This is a genomic window from Paenibacillus sp. LS1, from assembly GCF_026013365.1.
Classification (GTDB): Bacteria; Bacillota; Bacilli; order Paenibacillales; family Paenibacillaceae; genus Paenibacillus.
The window spans coordinates 339,400-358,773 of the sequence record NZ_JAPDOE010000004.1 but is presented as its reverse complement, the minus strand read 5'-3'; the positions used below and the strand labels follow the sequence as shown (position 1 = coordinate 358,773).

Sequence of the window (19,374 nt, the reverse complement as noted above, 5' to 3'; positions counted from 1 at the left end):
TCCTCCTACATATTCATCATCATAAAAGCAGGTGCCCCGATCATGACCACAATCGTAAAAAAGATCAGTACCATCGGAAACACCAGTTTGGAAGAAGCCTGTTCTCCCTTCGCCCGACTGATAGCCTTGCGTTTCTCCCACAACACATGTGACAGATCCCGCAGCGCCAATACAAAGTCACCTCCCCCACGCCGGAAATTCAGCAGTACCGTCGTCGTAAAAATCGTTACTTCCTGCACGCCACAGCGGCGGCTGAACTGTTCAAATGATTGTTGAAATGAGTAACCATTATTCCAATCTCCCACGGTCTTTCTGAGTTCGTTGTACAGCGGATGATCCCGTTCTCCCTGGCTTGTCACACAGTGAACGATCGCACGCTGAACGGTCTCCCCAGCGCCCACCAGCAGAACAATTCGATTCAGCAGCTCGGGCAGCTCCATAAGAATGTCCTGATCTCTTCGTTGGGCCTTGGTATTGAGGTCTTTATAGAGTGCAAAGGGTAACGCGATACCCAACGCGAGTCCACCTACCATGCCTCCAATGCCCATATCTCCAACGAGTGTTAACAGGCAGCCCACCAGCAGCATGAGCCACGTATAGGTTAACATTTCAGCGCAATACAGCATCGTTTTCTCTCCACTGTGCTGTATGCCATACATTTTTTGAATGGCATGTTGCATTCGAAACATGAGCACTGGCAATCTGCGTCCAATCTCAAACTTGTCCAATATAAACAGGAAGGGGCCATGCAATTTTTTCAGTCGTAATCCTTCCATATCCAGCTTGCGCAGATGCCGGTAGGTCTGTCCCCGGGTTCGATCCAGCACCAGCCATCCCGCTCCGAGCATCCCTGCGACTATAACGGGAAGCAGCATCGTTTCAGCTCCTTATACTTTGATATCCATAATTCGAGTAACCCACAGATAACAGCAGGCAAGTACTGCCAATGCACCACTAGAGATGAGATATCCCATCCCGCTATACAACGGCTCCATAAAATCCTTGGCGGTCAGATTGAGAAATATCAGAAAAATAAATGGAGCGGCAAACATCACTTTCGATTCAAACTTTTTCTGCGATACCGCGACCATAATATCCTGCTGAATATCCAGCTTCTCACCAATCACCGCAGATGTACGACGCACGACCTCAACCAGATCTCCGCCAGTTCGTTTGCACGTAATGAACACGTCTGCAAAATTCGTAATATCTTCAATCTGCGCCCGATCCGAGAAATCCTGTAGCGCCTCTTCAATCGGTTGTCCATACTCCATCCGTGTCCGCAATATCGTGAACTCACGAATCAGATCGGTATCCGCTTCCGGGTTCAACATCCGCAAATCCTCTACGGATTCCTTGAATCCATTTTCCACCGATTTACCTGCGGCCAGTGCCGAAGACAATGCATATAACGCTTGTTTAAAATGTAAACTGAGTGTCATTCTTTTTCGTTCCAACAACACTTTAGTCCAATGTTTTGGTACCCATATACAACCCGCAGTCAGGATCGCTCCAGCCAACCAGTGATGGTAGAACAGAATTCCGATGCCAAAAAACAGCAGACCACTAATTAGCATACAGACCATTCGTTGTCTCCGGGAAAGCGTATATACGGTGTAATCCGTCAACATCTGTCTGGCTTCACCCAACTGTAATCACCTTCCAATGACTTTAATTCACGTTGTTATCTGATGAATCTGTTTCGACACTGTATTGTTCTATGTATTCATCCAGCCATTCCTCAAGCCCAGCCATCTGAATTTTATCCACCTGATTCAACTTCCCAACCTGTACTAAACCGCCAATAATTTTGCCTTCCCGCTCTTCTTGTTCCTGGAAACGAAACAACGGATTCAGCATGACCTCACCGTCCTGTATGCCAATCACTTCACTGATCTCCGTCACCCGCCGTGAGCGGTCTCGCAGCCGGGACAGATGCACAAAAATATCGATTGCCGAACTAATCTGTTGTCGTACAACCGCAATCGGAAGATCCGCACCACTCAGCACCATCGTTTCAAGTCTGCTGATCATGTCGGAGATCGTGTTTGCGTGCCCGGTTGACAAGCTTCCATCGTGACCTGTGTTCATGGCCTGCAACATATCCAAAGCTTCTGCACCCCTGACTTCCCCAATCACAATTCGGTTCGGACGCATTCGCAAGGAAGACTTGATCAGATCACGAATGGAGATTTGGCCTTTGCCCTCGGTATTCGCATTCCGGGTCTCCAGTGACACCAGATTCGGTACCGTAACAATCTGCAACTCGGCCGAATCCTCAATCGTTATAATCCGCTCATCGGCAGGGATGAATTGGGATAAGGCGTTCAGAAAGGTCGTTTTTCCCGATCCGGTCCCACCTCCAATGAAAATGTTATATTTGCTCCGTACCAACTGTTGCAACAGTTCTGCGGCTTCTTCATGCAAGGCTCCCTTTTCAATCAGATCAGACATCTTCATCGGTTCACTTGGGAATTTACGAATCGTCATCGTGGGACCTTTCAAGGCAATAGGCGGCAACACGATATTGACCCGTGATCCATCCTTTAACCGGGCATCCACGATTGGAGAAGACTCATTCACAATCCGGTTTACCCCGGAAACAATCATCTGGATAATATCCTCGAGCCGTTCCCTGGACTCAAATTCTAGGGTGATCTGGCTGACCTCACCTTCCTGCTCTACAAAAATCTCCTTGTGACTGTTGATCATAATCTCCGTAATATCGGGATGATCCACGAGCGGCTGCAGAATATCCAATCCACGAAAAGAGTCAAACAATCGCTGTACTAGCGTATGACGCTCTCCGGAGGTCAGATCATCCAGCTTCGGGTCAGTGAGAACTTTGCGTTCTATCCCCTTCCACAGTTCATCATCTCCAGCGGAAGAGGTTAAATCCAGGCCTGCCCTGACCTCCCTGCGCATGATCTGAAACTGTTCTTCACGATCCAGTATTCGATTGGATGACTCCGTCATAACGCCCACCGATCCTGCTTCTGAATTCGCCCCGTCTGCTTCAATTCTTCTTCGCCATCTTGCACCAGTAGGGCACATAATCTTTTCACTTCGCGTTGGAAGATCGGAGAACTAAGCATGATTTCCTCCTGACTAAGCTGCTTCCATGAAGGAATATAGGGCAAAACCGCGTCCAGATGCAGATCAGGCCGTGGGAGTGCATTAACAACATTGTCCCGATATTTGTTAACCACAAAGCGTGAACGGTCCAGCACACTTTCGTACAGATTTGGTTTCGTACGCTCAGCATGCTGTAACCATTGTCCCCATCGATGCATGGCAGCTATATCATCTTCAACTATCCAGACGAACGCATCTGCTGCATCCAGCAACCCTTCACTGCGCCCATCCCATCCGGAATCCCCATCCAGAATCAACACATCATATTGTCCACATTCAATCAAATAACGTAGCAGATTCAACGTATCCTCACGAGTCATCTGCAACAGTTCTTTCCGATTCGATAACGGCCAGAATACATCAGATTTCAGCGCTTCATGCCGGATCACATATCCATCCACAGCCTTCGCTTGCACCTGTAGATGCTTGCCCGATTCCTTTCTGCTTACCCTCAGATCGTATAGCAGGCGTGACAGCCCCGTCTCCGCATCCGGGTGATGCTGCCCACTTCTGGAAAGTCCCTTCTCCAGAAACGGGAGCGTGCTATCCAGCGTCTCCAGATTTAGATAGAGAACAGCATAACCTGCAAGCCCCAATTGCTTCGCCATATGCAGGGCCACTGCCGTTTTGCCACTTCCACCCGAAGCGGATACTACGCCGATAGAGAGAGTCTCCTGTCCCGGGCGATGCATCTTCTTGCGGCGTGGATGCCGGCAAGCATGCATCACGGCATCCAGCAAATTAGGCAAAGGTTGGAATTTCATCAGCCGCTTGGTCTCATCCACCTCTTCCATCCCTTCACTAAGCATCAACCAAGGTACACCCGATGCTTCTCCGCCGTTGCTCAGCCAGTTATTCAGAAATTCCGGTTCCGCAACAACCAGATCCGGCAATTCCCGACTATCTTGCTCATTCATGTGATCTCTGAACGAATCCCATTGGGAGAACGCCGTGAAACGCACATGGTGACTCGACGAATTTCCTTGTACATAATCAAGCCAGGCACTAATGTAATCTTTGTCTTTTGAAACCAATACTGCCTTTAGTACAATCAATTTCTCCTTCCCTCCCTGTCAAAAAGCACAAAAAAAGCACCGTCCAATAACCGCATGAATATGCAGTATATGGACGGTGCTTCCGTCACGTGCTATGAATGTATGGATAATATAGCATACAATTTCTGGGGGAGCAAGGGATTTATTCTAACCCATTTTTCCTTAAGAGTTGTACGGTGAATCGAACTCAATAATGTTACGGTCCGGATCAAGTACAAAAATCTGTGCGAATCCAGCCACACTGTCAGGTCTCGCTTCATACTCAATCCCCTGCTGCTCCAGCCAGGCTATAGTCCCTGAATAACTGGTGACCCAGATCGCAAAGTGACCGTCTGTTGTATCAATACCAGCCTCACGCAGCGTGTGACCCTCCGGGTGCTGAAGCAGATGAAGCTGTTGACTTCCGATAGCGTACCATGTACCCGTGGAGCGGAAGGCTGGGCGTTCAATCTCCTGCATGCCCAGCAAACCCGAATAGAACTTCTTCGCGATTTCCAGATCACGTACAGCCAGACTAACATGGTGGATGTGTGCATATTCAATCATCTTTTATATCCCCCTCTCTAATTAAATATGACTATACTATAACACCTTGAACCCTGACCATAATCTCCGTTAAAAAGAAAAACACCCCTGAATTCAATCTGGTAAACCTCTCGGCTTACACAGATCTAGTTCAGAGGTGCCCTGTTTTATTTAGCGCTATCCAATGCTTCTTGTGGAATCTTGATCTCTTCTACTTGATCCTGGTTGGAGAACGTACTGGTCATCTTCATGTCCATCGTCATTTTCTGTCCATTCTGTTCCATCTCCATGACCATGGTTACGTCCGTACTTGCAGGCAGGTAGGTTTCTTTGTTGATCATGTATTTCATCTTCATGCTGGTGATATTCATCTGATCAAGCATGGCTTGCATCTGGGCATCCGATCCATTTTGCTCCATCACGGCTTTGGCCAGTTCCTTCACATTATCACCGGATACGTCAGCGTTAATCACATAATTGTCGCCTTCTTCGGTCACTTCTGTATCTTCTTCGATCTTTTTGAATTGCTCCAATTCACCTTCGGGATTCATGCTTGCTTTCATCTGCTCAATCAGTTCCTTGGTTTGAGCTTCAGGAATCGCAACCCATTGATCCCCAACTTGAGAGTAGATTTTGTCCGATGTGATATACTGCTTCACGTTCTGAGCTTCCTGTCCCGACATTTCCATATTCATCTCTTGATAGATCATCATTGGATCTTTGATGATATCCATCTTGAGCGATGTTTTAACCTGTTGATCTTGGGATTGTTCACCAGCATCCAGTTTCAGATTCTGATCAATGTTTGCTTCGGTTGTGAAGCTCTTCATTTCTTTGGTAGCTGCATTGGTTTTGGTAATCAACTCGTCCAGGGTAGGGATCTTTGTTTCCTGCTCCGCAGGTGTATTACCCTCATTAGATGTTTCATTGTTGTTAGTCGCTGGCGGTGTTGCCGTATTATCTGTGTCGTTACTGCATGCTGCCAAGCTCACTGCTAATAATGCCCCGATAAATAATGTAGTCCACTTCTTCAAGTTGTTGTCCTCCCAAAATAGATATGATCTGTATTCATTACCCAATTATTTCCGTTATTAATCACACTCACAAAAATCGATCTTTGATCTCCGGTGTAGGCAACATGCACGCTTCATCCTTGCCAAACCAGCGATAACGGTTGCGAGCAACCCAGTTATAGACTGCATTACGAATAAATTTTGGCACAATAATGAACACATACAACAACGGATAAGGAAACTTTAGACCTTTGGCCAATCGCAGTGCGGCGGTTGAACGTGTATAGTATTTTCCATTTTCAATCAGCACAAAGGTGTCCATACTGTCTGTCGACAAATTGCCCTTCGCCAGCAGTTCCTTGGCTACATCCGATTGAAGCGATGCAAAATGATATTTCCCTTCCGGGTCACGCTTGATAATCCATTTGGTTAAGCCCTGGCAGAAGTGACAGACACCATCCACCAGTACGATCGGATGTTCCTGATGCACATCTGTTTGATTTGCTGTCATAATGGCTGCCTCCTATTGTTACGGTTAGAGTAACTTACCCAATCTGGTCCTTCTTGTTCAATAATTCTAAAATTTAATTATAGGAAAATAAAAGAAAAAGAGCGCAGGCATTGTGCCCACGCTCGTATCTGTCCGGCAATTACTCAGCAATTGCCTTTTCCATCCATTGGTCATCGATCATTTGTTGATGCAGGTCACTTGCCCACTGGTCCATACATTTGCAAATGAAATCTTTGCGACATACTGGACAAGGCGTTTTCTGCAGACGGCTGATGTTGGTCATCTTCCATTCCGGGGAACGGGTGTAGAATACACGGCATTTTGTACCGTCTACCAAATTCATTTTGAATTCATACAATCCGTCTTCCTTGTTACCATAAGCTAATTCTAAATCTGCAATACGCGGTCTATAAGACATGGATATCACCTGTTTAATTCAAATTTGGTTCATGCAATGACACTACTCAGTACTAAGTTATATTAAAGAAAATTCAGATCAATGTCAACTCGCGCATGTCTACCCGCCAAACAGAATATCCAGAATTGTCCCGACCTGCCCTTGTTTTTTACCTTTCAAGACATCTGGATCGAACACTTCAACATACCCGCAGGAAGTACAGCCCACAAACAAGTAGTGGTTATGCTGAATATCGAACACCTTGCTCAGTCCTGGTCATGACATGGAAACTTCCTTAATGTTACAATCCGTGCCTCTGCATTTTGTACACACAAATCGACGCTCGATCATCTCTTCAATACTCATCGTGGTTCCCCCTTAATCGAAATGTGTAGCATGAAGTGGGAATGCAATTATGTAAAATAGTACTCGATCTGGCATCTAATCTCCTGCATCATATCCTTATATGATAATCAACACAAAACCCTGCCGATTGCCAGCAGGGCTTTGTAGTCGAACATCAGGTATCTGGGATACCCTGCTCTATATGTTCCCTTTACTTACCAGGAGTCAAATCTTAAACTACGTTTAATACAACATCAATGTTGCCGCGTGTTGCTTTGGAATATGGACAGAAATCATGCGCCTTGCGGGCCAGTTCCTCTGCTTGACTGTGATCCACACCAGGCATGCTCACGTCCAGACGAACAGACAATTGGAAACCATCATCCGCAGGATCTTTACCAATGGATACGTTACTTGTAACCACCACATTTTCCAATTTCACGCCCGCTTTGCGTGCTACATTGGCAAGAGCACTTTCATAACAGGCGCCATATCCAGCGGCAAAGAGTTGCTCAGGGTTGGTACCTTCACCACCGGAACCACCAAGCTCTTTGGGCATTTTCAGATCATGCTTAAGCACGCCATCCGAAGAAGTCACCGAACCTGTACGTCCACCTTTAACTGTCGCTACTGCTGTATATAAAGCTTCCATTAAGAATCTCTCCCTTATCCATATAGTTTTTACTGCCTTCCTTTCAATTTAAACTTCTGGCTCATTTTGAAACGCAATTTTATATCTTTATCAGCTTTTACAACTTTATTATTTTCATGCATTTCAATGCCATGGCTGTATTTTTCCCAAGGTTGGGTAATATACGAAGGGGCATCTTCAAGCTACAACCGAAATTTTGTGCTGATACATAAAAGTTGCACTAGACAAAAAAAATTGAAGGAGTACAATGTAAAAATAAACATAAAAATTTAGATATATCATGCGCGGTTCATTCCACATCAATATTTCAAAGTCAGGTGATTATCGTATGAGTAAAAAAAATCCGTTCAACGCTCCTTCAAGAGAATCATTGTCTACTGCGAGCATGGCACCTTCACTCGGAGAAGCGCATAACTCCATGAAAGTTCCGCAGAATGCTGCATGGTGGAAGAAATTCCTCGCCTTTGTAGGCCCCGGATACCTCGTTGCCGTAGGTTACATGGACCCCGGCAACTGGGCAACAGATATTGCAGGCGGCTCGCAGTTTGGGTATACCTTGCTATCCGTCATCCTGCTCTCAAATCTGATGGCCGTTGTACTTCAATCGCTGGCTGGCAAACTTGGCATCGTCACTGGACGGGATTTGGCTCAAGCCTGTCGCGAACGTTTTAGCATGCCGGTCGTCATGATGTTATGGATTCTGTGTGAGCTTGCCATTGCAGCCACCGATCTGGCTGAGGTTATAGGTTCTGCCATTGCGTTGAAGTTGTTATTTAACATCCCCATGTTATACGGCGTGATCATCACCGCAGTCGATGTACTCCTGATACTCGTCCTGCAAAACAAAGGCTTCCGCGCTTTGGAGACACTCGTCATTGTGCTGATGGCAACCATTGCCCTCTGCTTCGGAATTGACCTGTTCTTGGCGAAACCGGATATGGGCGGTGTGCTCCATGGTTTTGTACCGAATGTCGAGATTTTGCAAAACCCGGCCATGCTCTATATCGCTATTGGTATTATTGGAGCAACCGTGATGCCACATAATCTGTACCTGCATTCTTCCATCGTGCAGACCCGTCAGATCGAACAGACACCACAGGGTAAAAAAGAAGCCATTCGGTACTCGACCATGGACTCTACCATCGCACTGACACTGGCCCTGTTCATCAATGCAGCCATCCTGATTGTATCTGCTGCTGTATTTCACAGTGCTGGTATGACGCAGGTTGCCGAGATCGCTGATGCCTATCATCTGCTGACCCCTCTATTGGGTACTACGGTTGCAAGCATCCTGTTCGGTGTGGCTCTGTTAGCATCAGGTCAGAACTCTACCCTTACAGGTACACTCGCTGGGCAGATTGTCATGGAAGGTTTTCTGAACATTCGAATTCCGGCATGGCTGCGCAGACTGGTCACACGTCTGATCGCCATCATCCCGGCGGTAATTGTCACAGCCATTGCAGGAGAACACGGCACAGAAGAACTACTCATTTTGAGCCAGGTCGTGCTTTCTCTTCAATTACCTTTTGCTGTAATTCCTCTGGTGATGTTCACGAGTGACAAAAAAAGCATGGGTGCATTCGCCAACAAATTGTGGCTCAAAATCATCTCATGGGTCATTTCAGCCATTATCGTTGTGCTAAATGTATATCTGATCATTCAGACGATCCGCTTGTTCTAATCTCAATCTAATCGACTAAATATCAAAAAGGCTGATCAACTCCGGTATGCTATACCCAAGTTGATCAGCCTTTATTGTTGCTGTACAGCAACTCGTTTTCGTTTAGAGTAGAACCTTTCGCACGCAATCATCTAATCCTGGTTTGGCATAAGTAAAGGCAGAAGTTGATCCAATGAATCAACGGTCCAATCCGCACGTTCGTCATCCGATAGTTCAGGCTGGAATCTCCCGTAACCCTGCATAATGCGAATCGTGCGCATACCCATCTTCCGGGCAGGAATAATATCGTTATCAATCCGATCCCCGACCATGACGGCTTCCTCCGGTTCACAGCCTGCCTGTTTCAAGGCTACAGCGTATAGCTCAGGGTCTGGCTTGGACACCCCTTCTTCAGCCGAACAGGCGAGAACGTCAACATACTTCCGCAATCCGTAACTCTCCAGTCTCTCTTCCGTTCCAGGACTCTGATTGGCAATAATGCCAATACGATAATACCGTGACAACTGCTGAAGAACGGCATCCGCTGAAGGAAAAGGACGTTCAAGATCTTTTTGAAACTTCAGCTTGTCCTGAATCTGTTTCCGGTGGCCTTCGTCTTCAATGAATGTGCGAATAGCCACTCTCATGGGCCATTGCTCGTATTTCCGGTAACAGTTGGCGAACAGTTCGCGTACCGCCTCTATTTCTACTGGATACCCTAAAGCACAAGCTTCACGGACGAACTGTCCGATAATATCATCAACCGGCTCCCATTCATCCACCAGCGTATCTCCAACATCAAAAAACAACCACTTTAACCCACTCACATCCGGCACGCCAATTCCTCCCTGTAAGCATAAAAAAAGAAGACCCACCATCACGCATGAGTCTCCTCAAATTTCCGTTTATCGATGAATCAATTTCATAATACCTTGAGTGAATTTGATTCTAATACAGTCAATTATAACAGGCACCTTACACCTGAGCAATCACAAGCTATGGCATCAACCATTGAGGAGAAAGCCGACTTCCCCATTGAGCGAATATACAATCCGGTCTGCGCCCATGCCGCGATAGATGCCCTTTGGATGACTCTGCTCCGTGATGACGCACAGGGATTTCGATGTCCATGAACGGCAGATCTGTAGATAACGACAGGTCAGATTAAGGCTATTCTCGAAAATAAACACATTGCCTACGCTGCCCTGCGGTAAAAACCATTTTTGAGCTGCAGCCGTATTCATGCGAATAACATGCTCTACCCCGATTCTGCGGAGTCTCCGCTCTTCCCCTGCACTGTTGGTTAGAACGGCAAACGGCATTTTTTTGTACATCAGCAATTTGATAAATTTGCGTCCTGCTTCATTTGGAGCAGTCACTAAGATCATCTCAGTATCCATCATTCGTTCCTCCCTTGGCGTGAAAAGACAACAAAAAAGAAGCGTGGGGGACCAAGGCCTCCCGAACGCTTCTTAAATAACCCATGGCGAAAACACCATGAACCAGCGTACGGCTTGTTGCCTCTCCCTTTAACGCTTACGAGGTTAGCTGACGGATTCGGGCGCGAGAGTCGCCCTATTTCCGGCTGTCACCGGAAAATTCACCCCATGAATGCCTACTGTCCTGGACAGCGCATTCCGTTGGTTCCCCCGTTTTCCACTCATGAATGAATGGAAACTCAGCGATTAAAACATCGTTCGTATATCTTAAGATAAGATCGAGCGATATTATCGTTTGTTTCGTTTTTCATATACAATTTAGTTTAAATTGAAATTACGTTATGAATCATACACCCGTGCCATGACGGTGTAAAGTCCGTACAGATCACCGAATCGGCAGATTTTTGCCAATACTCATCCATAATAACGCTTACAATAAGGTTATACTCTATCCATCTCTTCAAGGCTATCTAATTCTCACTCTGACGAAAATCACTTCGCAATTCATTCACGTATTCAGCACAACTTGCCTGTTTTGATTCTTTTAACACCACATTAGTTTTGCAATATTTAATTGTAACCAATATAATAGAAGATATAAGAGTATATCAATGGAGGCGATTTAGATGACAGTCTACGATTACAAAGTGAATACCCTTCGCGGTCAAGAAGTTGAAATGTCCGACTACCGTGACAAAGTGCTCCTGATTGTGAATACGGCAAGCTCATGCGGCCTTACCCCTCAATTCAAAGGTCTGCAAGAACTGCAAGACAAGTTTCAAGATGCTCCATTTGAAGTTCTTGGTTTTCCAAGCAACCAGTTTGCACAGGAAAAAGGTTCTTCCGACGATATTGCCGAGTTCTGTCAGATGAATTATGGCGTGAGCTTCCCCATGTTTGAGAAAATTGATGTGAACGGCTCAAGCGCTCACCCTCTCTTTCAACACCTTAGCACAGAAGCTCCTGGCCTGCTCGGCTCCAAAGCAATCAAATGGAATTTCACCAAATTCCTCGTGGATCAGAACGGACAGGTACTGAAACGTTATGCTCCCAAAACAACACCTGATAAGATTGAAGAAGATATCAAGAACTTACTCCAAAAATAATACACAGGCCACCCGTAGCCGGAAAGGTAGAGCTCCATTACCTCCGATCATGGATGGCCTTTTTTTCGACCCCGATGTCAGACTGTTCAAAAAAGACAAAAAAAAGAAGCTTTCCAATAACGGAAAGCTTCTTCTTCATCGTTCATATGATGCGGTCGAGAGGACTCGAACCTCCACGGGCATACGCCCACTACCCCCTCAAGATAGCGTGTCTGCCATTCCACCACGACCGCATGTCGTAAATAATCGGCAACAGAATTGATTATACCGGGTTCTGTTCTAAAAGTAAAGTGTTTTTTTAATACTTCTTTTTCAACTAGGCATTTTCATCAAAAATCGCATATTCTCGTCATCTTTACCCATGAACTGCATATGATTAGATTCGATCCCCTCTTTTTCGGTAAGAGCCGATCTTGTTGATTCATTTATATATAGCCCCCCCTACATCTCTCAAACATTTAACTTTAAATGTTATATAAAATAACACTAATATTGAATTTCAGATTTGATCCATTGAATTTCAATGACACTATTGACAAAAAGCGGACATTTATGGGATGATAACTATCATATAATTCGGATTTTCAAACATAAAGCAAACAATAAGGAATATAAATGTTACTTAAAGTGACATTTAACGAACACAGGAGGCGAATGATTGTGAACCGTGGGAATAAGCTGCTCGATTATGTTAAACTGCTTGATTCCTCTATTCAGGTTGGAGGGTTCACCCATTCCTTCGGCATGGATATCCATATCAAGGAGGGTACCATTCGTAATGCTGAAGATCTCGAATCATTCATGCGTTGTCAGTTGCACCCCAGCATCGTTCGTCTTGAAGGCATGGCCATCAAAGGCATCTATACCGCAGCAGATCACAAGGATACATGGCGGATAGCCCTGATCGACAAGCTCGTACATGTTCAGCGAACTCCTGGAGATCTCAGAGAAGAAGCTGCTACCATGGGCAAACGATTGATTAGACTTGCACGTGCTCTGCACCCCTGGATTGATTTCAGCCAGCTCGAACAGACCTTCGCCAAATATGATTCGGTTGGCTGCCTCTCCACTGTTCACGCCTGGATTAACCACCACCTCGATATCCCTGTCGAGGCGGCAGTTCTTGGTTATCTGCATTCAGCCATGAATGCCTGCATAACCGAAGCCTCCAAAGTCATTCCCCTGAACACCGATACAACCAAAGATCTGACGGTACGCCTGGCCGCAGATCTGGAGAATGAATGGAACACCGTCAGCGCCTCGGCTGCGGATGGACTGGCACAGCCAACCTCGATGTCCATGAAATCGTTTTTCCCCAGTTTCCATATGCTTGGAGCTGGACTTCATGCCTACAGGGCCTAATCCTTGTCCCCATACACCTACCCCTTCATTCAGACAAACGAAAAAAACACGCGGCAACCTCCTTGCCGACGTGTTTTTTGTCATTTCATTGGTTTATTTAACGTATTTACGCCATTTTACATCACAAAATACACTTTTTTCCGTCTTTTTTAATTGTTAGATGACGGATTTACGTATATAATAAAATATACAGCTCGCATTTCTATATATTCTACATGAAGAAAGGGCGACTGAATACTACATTCTAACCAGGGGTGAACCCTTTTGAACAAGAAAAAACCAGTGACTCCGTTCGGATGGGCCATCAAACGACGGCTAACCGAACTTCAAGTGGACCAGAAGACCTTTTGTGAACAGCACGACATCCCGCCCTATCGCTTGTCCAATCTCATTCACGGCACACGCAAAGCAACTAGATTCAGACACCTGGTCGCTGATATTTTGGATATCCCAGATGAACTGAGATAAGATTTCTGCCAAAGGAGGACCCCATCCATGAGACATGTTACATCCGATCTGGAGAGGCTGTCGTTCCAGTCCATAACTCACCAGCTCATCATCGTTGATCACGATTGGACTATCCACAGTTGTAACCGCGCCTGGCAACAGGAACTCGGTCAACTATTACCGAACCCGGATGCGAACAGCACTCATAGACATTACCTGCATCTGTTGGAAGCCTGGGCATTACGAGGCAAGAACGCCAATATGACACTTGTCGCACAGAATTTGAAAGAACGCGGAGCACCCTTTCACCGAAATCATACATATGACATCTGCGTGTATACGGTATACAACGAAGAGAGGTGGTTTCGTGCGGAACTCACTCCTCTATCTCATGCTAATTCTAACCTGGATACCGATCTCGCTTTGATTGCCCACATGGATATTACCGAACAGAAAAAGACAGAACGCCAATTAAAGAAGGCTCTGTCTGACGTGCGCACCTTGCGCGGATTACTGCCTATTTGTGCTGTCTGCAAACAAATCAAGGACGAAGAGGAACATTGGAACTCCGTCGAGAGTTATCTGGAGAAGCATACCCACGCCGAATTCACCCATGACATCTGCCCGGAATGCATCCGGCGGTTATATCCGAAATACTCGAATATCCTGGACAAGCGCTCCTGAACCCTGACCCTCTCTCCACTCGACACACTCACTTTCAACTACACGGACAGATGATGTTCAAACTGGGACATATCCAGTTCTTGCGGTGTCCCATGCAGGGTAATAGTACCTTTGTCCATGATATAGATATAATCTGCGGCACTGCGCACAAAATCAATACTCTGCTCTACCAGCAGAACCGAGAGGTTTCCCTTTGCCTTGAGCTGTAAAATAACCTGCCGAATGTCCTCCACGATGGAAGGCTGAATGCCTTCTGTCGGCTCATCAAGTAGCAACAACCCCGGACGCGAAGCCAACGCCCGGGCAAATGCCAACTGTTGCTGCTGTCCACCACTCAGATCCCCGCCCTGCCGGCCATACATCGTAGCAAGCACTGGAAACATCGCCAACACATCCTCCGGGAACATCTTTACACCTGGTGCACTTGTCTCCAGTCCAAGCAACAAGTTCTCTTTCACCGTAAGCTGCGGGAAAATCTCCCGCCCCTGCGGTACATAACCGATCCCTGCCCTTGCCCGCTTGGCTGTATCCAACGTGGATAACTCCTGATTTTGCCACTGAATATTGCCCTTGCGTGTTTTGAGTAGCCCCATCAATGTTTTCATCAACGTCGTTTTACCTACACCGTTACGTCCCATCAGACACACCACCTGCCCAGGCTGTACATCCAGGCTCACACCACGAAGCACATTGCTTTCCCCGTAGCCGGATTCAATTCGTTGCAGCGACAGCATGGTCATCCCTCCTTTTGCCCAGATACACTTCTGCCACTTTCGGATCCGCCTGCACTTCCGCCATCGTACCTTCCTTCAACAATTTACCTTCATGCATCACGGTCACCTTGGCTGCAAACTCTCGCACAAACTCCATATCATGCTCCACCACCACAACCGAGCGCTCACGCGCAATCTCTTGCAGAAGCCGTCCGGTCTTGTGTGTTTCTTCATCCGTCATGCCCGCCGCTGGTTCGTCCAGCAACAACACACGAGGCTCCTGCAAGAGCAACATGCCGATCTCCAGCCACTGCTTCTCCCCGTGAGATAATGCTCCTGCACGGGCGTTAATGCGGTCTTGCAGACCAATCTGGAGGCTAATATGCTCCATGGCAGCACTCATCTTCCCATATCGTCGAATACCCATGGCCTGTAGAGGGGAACGGCGAGTCTCCGCCGCCAGCGTCAAATTCTCTTGTACCGTCAGTCCCGCGAAGATCGAAGGCGCCTGGAATTTGCGCCCTACCCCTTTACGAACAATCTGGTGCTCCCTTATCCGGGTCAAGTCCGTACCATCCGCCATCTTTACCGAGCCGGACATGGGTTTGGTTTTGCCGCATATCACATCCAGCATCGTCGTTTTCCCTGCACCATTCGGTCCAATCAGAAAATGCAGGTCATGTTCATGCAGCTTCAGATTCATGCCTTTGACAGCAACGAACCCACCAAAGGCTACCGTAATATCCTCCGCTACCAACACCGTTGATTCCTCAGTAGACTTCAGGTTTTTCCCGCGTGACTTGGACATGCGCACTCTCTCCTCTCCGCTTCAGCAAACGAACGATATGACGATACACACCTACAATTCCGTTTGGCATGAACAAGACTACCGTTACAAAGAGCCCACCAATGACGAACAACCACCCTTCAGGGTAAGCCTCGCTTATGCCTGTTTTGGCTGCATTCAGCACCACTGCTCCGATGACCGCTCCAATAAGCGTACCTCGACCACCCAGCGCAACCCACAGGACCATCTCAATAGAAGGCACAATCCCCATCATCGATGGCGAGATAATACCGACCTGAAGAACAAACAACATGCCCGCGATGCCTGCAAGCGCACCGGAAAAAGCAAAAGCCAGCGTTTTATATCCTGCCGGATCATATCCGAGGAATCGCACCCGATTCTCTCCATCCCGCGCAGCTTCCAGCACCTGACCAAACCGGCTGTTCACCATTCGACGACACAGCACATAAGCGATCACCAGAACAGCAAGCGTTATATAGTAGAGAGCAATCGTTGTTCCTGCGGAATGAAGTGTAAATCCAAAGATCGAATTATACCCGGTAATGCCATTCGTTCCGCCCGTCCATTCCTGTTTGCCCACAAACAATGTCACCGTAATGAGAACCAGGGCTTGCGTCAGGATAGTAAAATATACACCAGTAATCCGGTTACGGAATGTAAACCAGCCCAGGGCAAAGGCGAGCAATGCGGGAAGGGCTATCCCCAATAACAGCGCCACCGGGAAAGAGCGAAACGGTTCCCAGAACCATGGCAGACCGCTAAGACCACTCCATCCCATGAAGTCAGGAAGCGTTGCACCGCTAGCCTGAAGTTTCAGATACATCGCCATCGCGTACCCACCCAGACCGAAGAACACCCCATGCCCAAGACTCAACACACCTCCATATCCCCAGATCAGATCGAGACCAATGGCCAGAATAGCCAGAGCCAAAAACTTGGCTAACAGACTCAGACGAAACTCCGTGGAGATCAGTGGAGCAAGACACATCATGATCAGTACAACCGCCCAGATGATCCTCATTTTCAGACTGCCATTCTTGAGTAATACCGACATGAACTAACCCCCTTCTTCACGTTAATCGAGACTTCGTGTGCGCATCGCGACCAAGCCGCGTGGTTTCCATTGCAAAAAAGCAACGATACATACGAACACGAGCACCTTTCCAATGGAAGCCGATGTATAGGTCTCGAACAATGTGTTGAACATACCGATCCCCAGTGCACCGCACACGGTTCCGACCAATTTCCCCACACCACCCAGGACAACCACCATGAACGCATCCACAATATAATACGTACCAAGCGAAGGACCAATCGGACCAATGAGCGTTAACGCACAACCAGCGATTCCAGCGATTCCCGAACCAATCGCAAAGGTCATGCCATCTACCCGTCGTGTCGAAATGCCCAGACAGCCCGCCATGCTCCGATTCTGCATTACAGCCCTCATTCGTCTTCCGGAAGATGTTCGATAGATATAGAGGTACATGCACAGCAGCACAACCGCAACCAGTGCGATAATGAAAATTCGTTTATATGGAAACACAATGCCATCCGAGACCGCCAATCCTCCATTGAGCCAGGCCGGACTGGATACGCCCACATTTGGTGCTCCGAATATCGTACGGGCCAGTTGTTGTAGCATCATGCCTACACCCCATGTCGCAAGCAGACTGTCCAGCGGCCTGCCATACAGATGCCTGATCAACACCACTTCAAGCAACCAGCCAATCAGAGCAGCTACAACGAACGCAATCGGCAAAGCCACAACAAAGTAGGCACCGAACCACGCCGCTGGAGCATAGGACATAAACAGATTTTGTGTTACATACGTTGCATACGCACCGATCATGATCAGTTCACCGTGAGCCATATTGATCACATTCATCAGCCCAAATGTTACCGCAAGCCCCAATGCAATCAACAACAAAATCGAACTGATACTCAGACCGTTGAACATCTGCAGGATAAACATATCCATCGCTATCCCCTCCTCCATACCGTGACTCTCGATATTTCACATGATTTTAATTAGCGGCAGCAACACATTTCACATCACAGTAACGCTTTACCGCATTGCGGTGAGAGGATGTGTTGTCACACCCTCGTCTATGAATTGGCCGCTTTGAAGCGAGTTGCCTGTTTTATTGCGAGGTTTCTATGTTATTTAGCGCTGAGGGAAGCTCCCCATTCATACGTTTTCAGATAAGGGTCCGGCTTGACAGGCGAACCGGAATTCCACAATTCCTTGAACTGCCCATCTTCCTGCACCTCACCAATCCGCACCGTTTTGTAGATATGTTGATTCTCTCCATCCACGGTTACCTTACCTTCCGGGGCGTCAAACTCCAGACCCTTGGCAGCCGCTTTCACCTTCTCCACGTCGGATGATCCTGCTTTTTCCACCGCCGCCTTCCAGAGATAAACCGCTACATATCCCGCTTCAATTGGATCTGCTGTCACTCGATCAGCCCCGTATTTTTCTTTATATTTAGCAACAAATGTCGCATTCTCAGGTGTATCCGTTGTCTGATAATAATTCCATGAAGCCAGATGCCCCTTCAATACGTCTGCACCGATGCCACGGATTTCTTCCTCCGCCACACTCACCGATAAGGTTGTCATCTGATCCGAGGAGATTCCAGCATCCTTCAATTGTTTGAAAAAGGCTACATTACTGTCTCCGTTCAGCGTATTGTATACAATATCCGGCTTTGCAGCCTTGATTTTGCTAATGATGGTACTATAATCGGTATGGCCCAGCGGTGTGTATTCCTCACCGACCACTTCGCCGCCTTCTGCTGCGAGTTGCGCCTTAATGACCTGATTGGCCGTTTTTGGGAATACATAATCTGAACCGAGCAGATAAAACGTCTTGCCCCTGTTCTCCAGTAACCAGGTTACGGATGGAACGATCTGCTGATTCGTTGTGGCTCCTGTATAAAAAATGTTTGGCGATGATTCCAATCCTTCATATTGCACCGGATAAAACAATAGACCTTTGTTCTGTTCGAACACCGGGAGCATAGCCTTCCGACTCGCAGAGGTCCACCCGCCAAATACCGCAGCGACCTTATCTTGTTGTAATAGCTTCCCAGCCTTCTCCGCAAAAGTAGGCCAATCCGAAGCGCCATCCTCAACTACAGGCTCGATCTGTTTACCCAGAACTCCGCCCGCGGCGTTGATCTCTTCAATAGCAAGCATCTCGGCATCCTTCACGGATACCTCACTAATTGCCATCGTTCCGCTGAGGGAATGTAGAATGCCAACTTTAATCGTATCCCCGGATGCAGCCGGTTTTCCTGTACCACCTGAACCCGACACCTCTGGCGGCGCAGTACCCTCCACACATCCCGTCATCACTATGACCGCACCCAGCAAAATACTCCATAACTTGACCGACCTCTTCTTCAATAGCCTACACTCCCTTTTTTTAGTCTATTGACGAACATTAAGGTCATTTATGTCCGAAATGTTCGTTGATCCAAATTATGGAGCGTTACACTCTTCATGTCAATATAG

Annotated in this window: 22 protein-coding genes, 1 tRNA gene and 1 riboswitch; of the genes, 5 read left to right on the top strand and 18 right to left on the bottom strand. The window is 47.1% G+C overall.

The genetic code is table 11. The features are described 5' to 3' along the window. Positions 1-5: 5 nt before the first annotated feature. From OM416_RS18805 to OM416_RS18760, 10 genes are all read right to left on the bottom strand, one after another. Positions 6-875, bottom strand: a complete 870-nt coding sequence (locus OM416_RS18805; protein WP_264931987.1) for a type II secretion system F family protein — start codon at positions 873-875, stop codon at positions 6-8. Positions 876-887: 12 nt separating this feature from the next. Further along, the gene (locus tag OM416_RS18800) at positions 888-1,631 is read right to left on the bottom strand and encodes a type II secretion system F family protein (RefSeq protein WP_264932109.1); all 744 of its coding nucleotides are present in this window, start codon (positions 1,629-1,631) and stop codon (positions 888-890) included. Between the two features lie 40 nt (positions 1,632-1,671). Continuing rightward, on the bottom strand, positions 1,672-2,976 hold the full coding sequence (locus OM416_RS18795) for a CpaF family protein (RefSeq protein WP_264932107.1): 1,305 nt from the start codon (positions 2,974-2,976) through the stop codon (positions 1,672-1,674). Then, positions 2,973-4,190 carry a ParA family protein gene (locus OM416_RS18790; RefSeq protein ID WP_264931985.1) on the bottom strand — a complete coding sequence of 406 codons (1,218 nt, stop codon included), beginning with the start codon at positions 4,188-4,190 and terminating at the stop codon, positions 2,973-2,975. Before OM416_RS18790 ends, OM416_RS18795 begins: the two co-directional genes overlap by 4 nt. A 162-nt stretch (positions 4,191-4,352) precedes the next feature. Next, positions 4,353-4,736, bottom strand: coding sequence for a VOC family protein (locus OM416_RS18785; RefSeq protein WP_047842030.1), 384 nt, complete (start codon positions 4,734-4,736; stop codon positions 4,353-4,355). Between the two features lie 146 nt (positions 4,737-4,882). Beyond that, positions 4,883-5,749 (bottom strand): DUF6612 family protein, encoded by an 867-nt coding sequence (locus tag OM416_RS18780; RefSeq protein ID WP_264931983.1) that lies wholly within the window; start codon positions 5,747-5,749, stop codon positions 4,883-4,885. 67 nt (positions 5,750-5,816) lie between these two features. Next, positions 5,817-6,239, bottom strand: coding sequence for a thiol-disulfide oxidoreductase DCC family protein (locus tag OM416_RS18775; protein ID WP_264931980.1), 423 nt, complete (start codon positions 6,237-6,239; stop codon positions 5,817-5,819). A 139-nt stretch (positions 6,240-6,378) separates the two neighbouring features. Continuing rightward, entirely contained in the window at positions 6,379-6,657 is a 279-nt protein-coding gene (locus OM416_RS18770) for a hypothetical protein (protein WP_264931978.1), read from the bottom strand. A 99-nt stretch (positions 6,658-6,756) separates the two neighbouring features. Next, complete coding sequence (locus tag OM416_RS18765) at positions 6,757-6,897, bottom strand: zinc ribbon domain-containing protein (protein ID WP_264931975.1); 141 nt, start codon at positions 6,895-6,897, stop codon at positions 6,757-6,759. A 316-nt stretch (positions 6,898-7,213) separates the two neighbouring features. Beyond that, positions 7,214-7,633 carry an organic hydroperoxide resistance protein gene (locus tag OM416_RS18760; RefSeq protein WP_264931973.1) on the bottom strand — a complete coding sequence of 140 codons (420 nt, stop codon included), beginning with the start codon at positions 7,631-7,633 and terminating at the stop codon, positions 7,214-7,216. Between the two features lie 385 nt (positions 7,634-8,018). Here OM416_RS18760 and OM416_RS18755 point away from each other — a divergent pair, with 385 nt between their 5' ends. After that, a complete protein-coding gene (locus OM416_RS18755; RefSeq protein WP_264932105.1) occupies positions 8,019-9,314 on the top strand; it encodes an Nramp family divalent metal transporter in 1,296 nt (431 codons plus the stop codon). Positions 9,315-9,445: 131 nt separating this feature from the next. On the opposite strand, the gene OM416_RS18750 is transcribed toward OM416_RS18755, so the two are convergent. Both OM416_RS18750 and OM416_RS18745 read right to left on the bottom strand, forming a co-directional pair. Continuing rightward, positions 9,446-10,129: an HAD family hydrolase gene (locus tag OM416_RS18750; protein WP_264931972.1), complete on the bottom strand. Its 684-nt coding sequence runs from the start codon at positions 10,127-10,129 to the stop codon at positions 9,446-9,448. A 168-nt stretch (positions 10,130-10,297) separates the two neighbouring features. Then, positions 10,298-10,696, bottom strand: a complete 399-nt coding sequence (locus OM416_RS18745) for a hypothetical protein (RefSeq protein ID WP_235193755.1) — start codon at positions 10,694-10,696, stop codon at positions 10,298-10,300. 115 nt (positions 10,697-10,811) lie between these two features. Continuing rightward, positions 10,812-10,987, bottom strand: a riboswitch (cyclic di-AMP (ydaO/yuaA leader). Between the two features lie 371 nt (positions 10,988-11,358). Here OM416_RS18745 and OM416_RS18740 point away from each other — a divergent pair. Beyond that, positions 11,359-11,838: a glutathione peroxidase gene (locus OM416_RS18740; protein ID WP_091015296.1), complete on the top strand. Its 480-nt coding sequence runs from the start codon at positions 11,359-11,361 to the stop codon at positions 11,836-11,838. Positions 11,839-11,988: 150 nt separating this feature from the next. Here OM416_RS18740 and OM416_RS18735 read toward each other — a convergent pair. After that, positions 11,989-12,071 (bottom strand) — tRNA-Leu (locus OM416_RS18735). A 427-nt stretch (positions 12,072-12,498) separates the two neighbouring features. Between OM416_RS18735 and OM416_RS18730 the strand changes: the two genes are divergently transcribed. The 3 genes from OM416_RS18730 (at position 12,499) to OM416_RS18720 (ending at position 14,331) form a co-directional block, all read left to right on the top strand. After that, positions 12,499-13,200 (top strand): urease accessory protein UreF, encoded by a 702-nt coding sequence (locus tag OM416_RS18730; protein ID WP_175623631.1) that lies wholly within the window; start codon positions 12,499-12,501, stop codon positions 13,198-13,200. Positions 13,201-13,464: 264 nt separating this feature from the next. After that, positions 13,465-13,668 (top strand): XRE family transcriptional regulator, encoded by a 204-nt coding sequence (locus tag OM416_RS18725; protein WP_169480108.1) that lies wholly within the window; start codon positions 13,465-13,467, stop codon positions 13,666-13,668. A gap of 27 nt (positions 13,669-13,695) precedes the next feature. Then, positions 13,696-14,331, top strand: a complete 636-nt coding sequence (locus tag OM416_RS18720) for a hypothetical protein (RefSeq protein ID WP_264931968.1) — start codon at positions 13,696-13,698, stop codon at positions 14,329-14,331. Positions 14,332-14,369: 38 nt separating this feature from the next. Here OM416_RS18720 and urtE read toward each other — a convergent pair whose 3' ends face one another. The 5 genes from urtE to urtA form a co-directional block, all read right to left on the bottom strand. Further along, the gene (gene urtE, locus OM416_RS18715) at positions 14,370-15,065 is read right to left on the bottom strand and encodes an urea ABC transporter ATP-binding subunit UrtE (protein ID WP_264931965.1); all 696 of its coding nucleotides are present in this window, start codon (positions 15,063-15,065) and stop codon (positions 14,370-14,372) included. Next, a complete protein-coding gene (urtD, locus tag OM416_RS18710; protein WP_264931963.1) occupies positions 15,043-15,852 on the bottom strand; it encodes an urea ABC transporter ATP-binding protein UrtD in 810 nt (269 codons plus the stop codon). Before urtD ends, urtE begins: the two co-directional genes overlap by 23 nt. Further along, positions 15,815-16,906, bottom strand: coding sequence for an urea ABC transporter permease subunit UrtC (gene urtC, locus OM416_RS18705; RefSeq protein ID WP_264931961.1), 1,092 nt, complete (start codon positions 16,904-16,906; stop codon positions 15,815-15,817). Before urtC ends, urtD begins: the two co-directional genes overlap by 38 nt. Positions 16,907-16,927: 21 nt before the next feature. Continuing rightward, complete coding sequence (gene urtB, locus OM416_RS18700) at positions 16,928-17,833, bottom strand: urea ABC transporter permease subunit UrtB (protein ID WP_264931957.1); 906 nt, start codon at positions 17,831-17,833, stop codon at positions 16,928-16,930. Positions 17,834-18,015: 182 nt separating this feature from the next. Continuing rightward, positions 18,016-19,266, bottom strand: coding sequence for an urea ABC transporter substrate-binding protein (urtA, locus tag OM416_RS18695; RefSeq protein WP_264931955.1), 1,251 nt, complete (start codon positions 19,264-19,266; stop codon positions 18,016-18,018). Between the last annotated feature and the right edge of the window lie 108 nt (positions 19,267-19,374).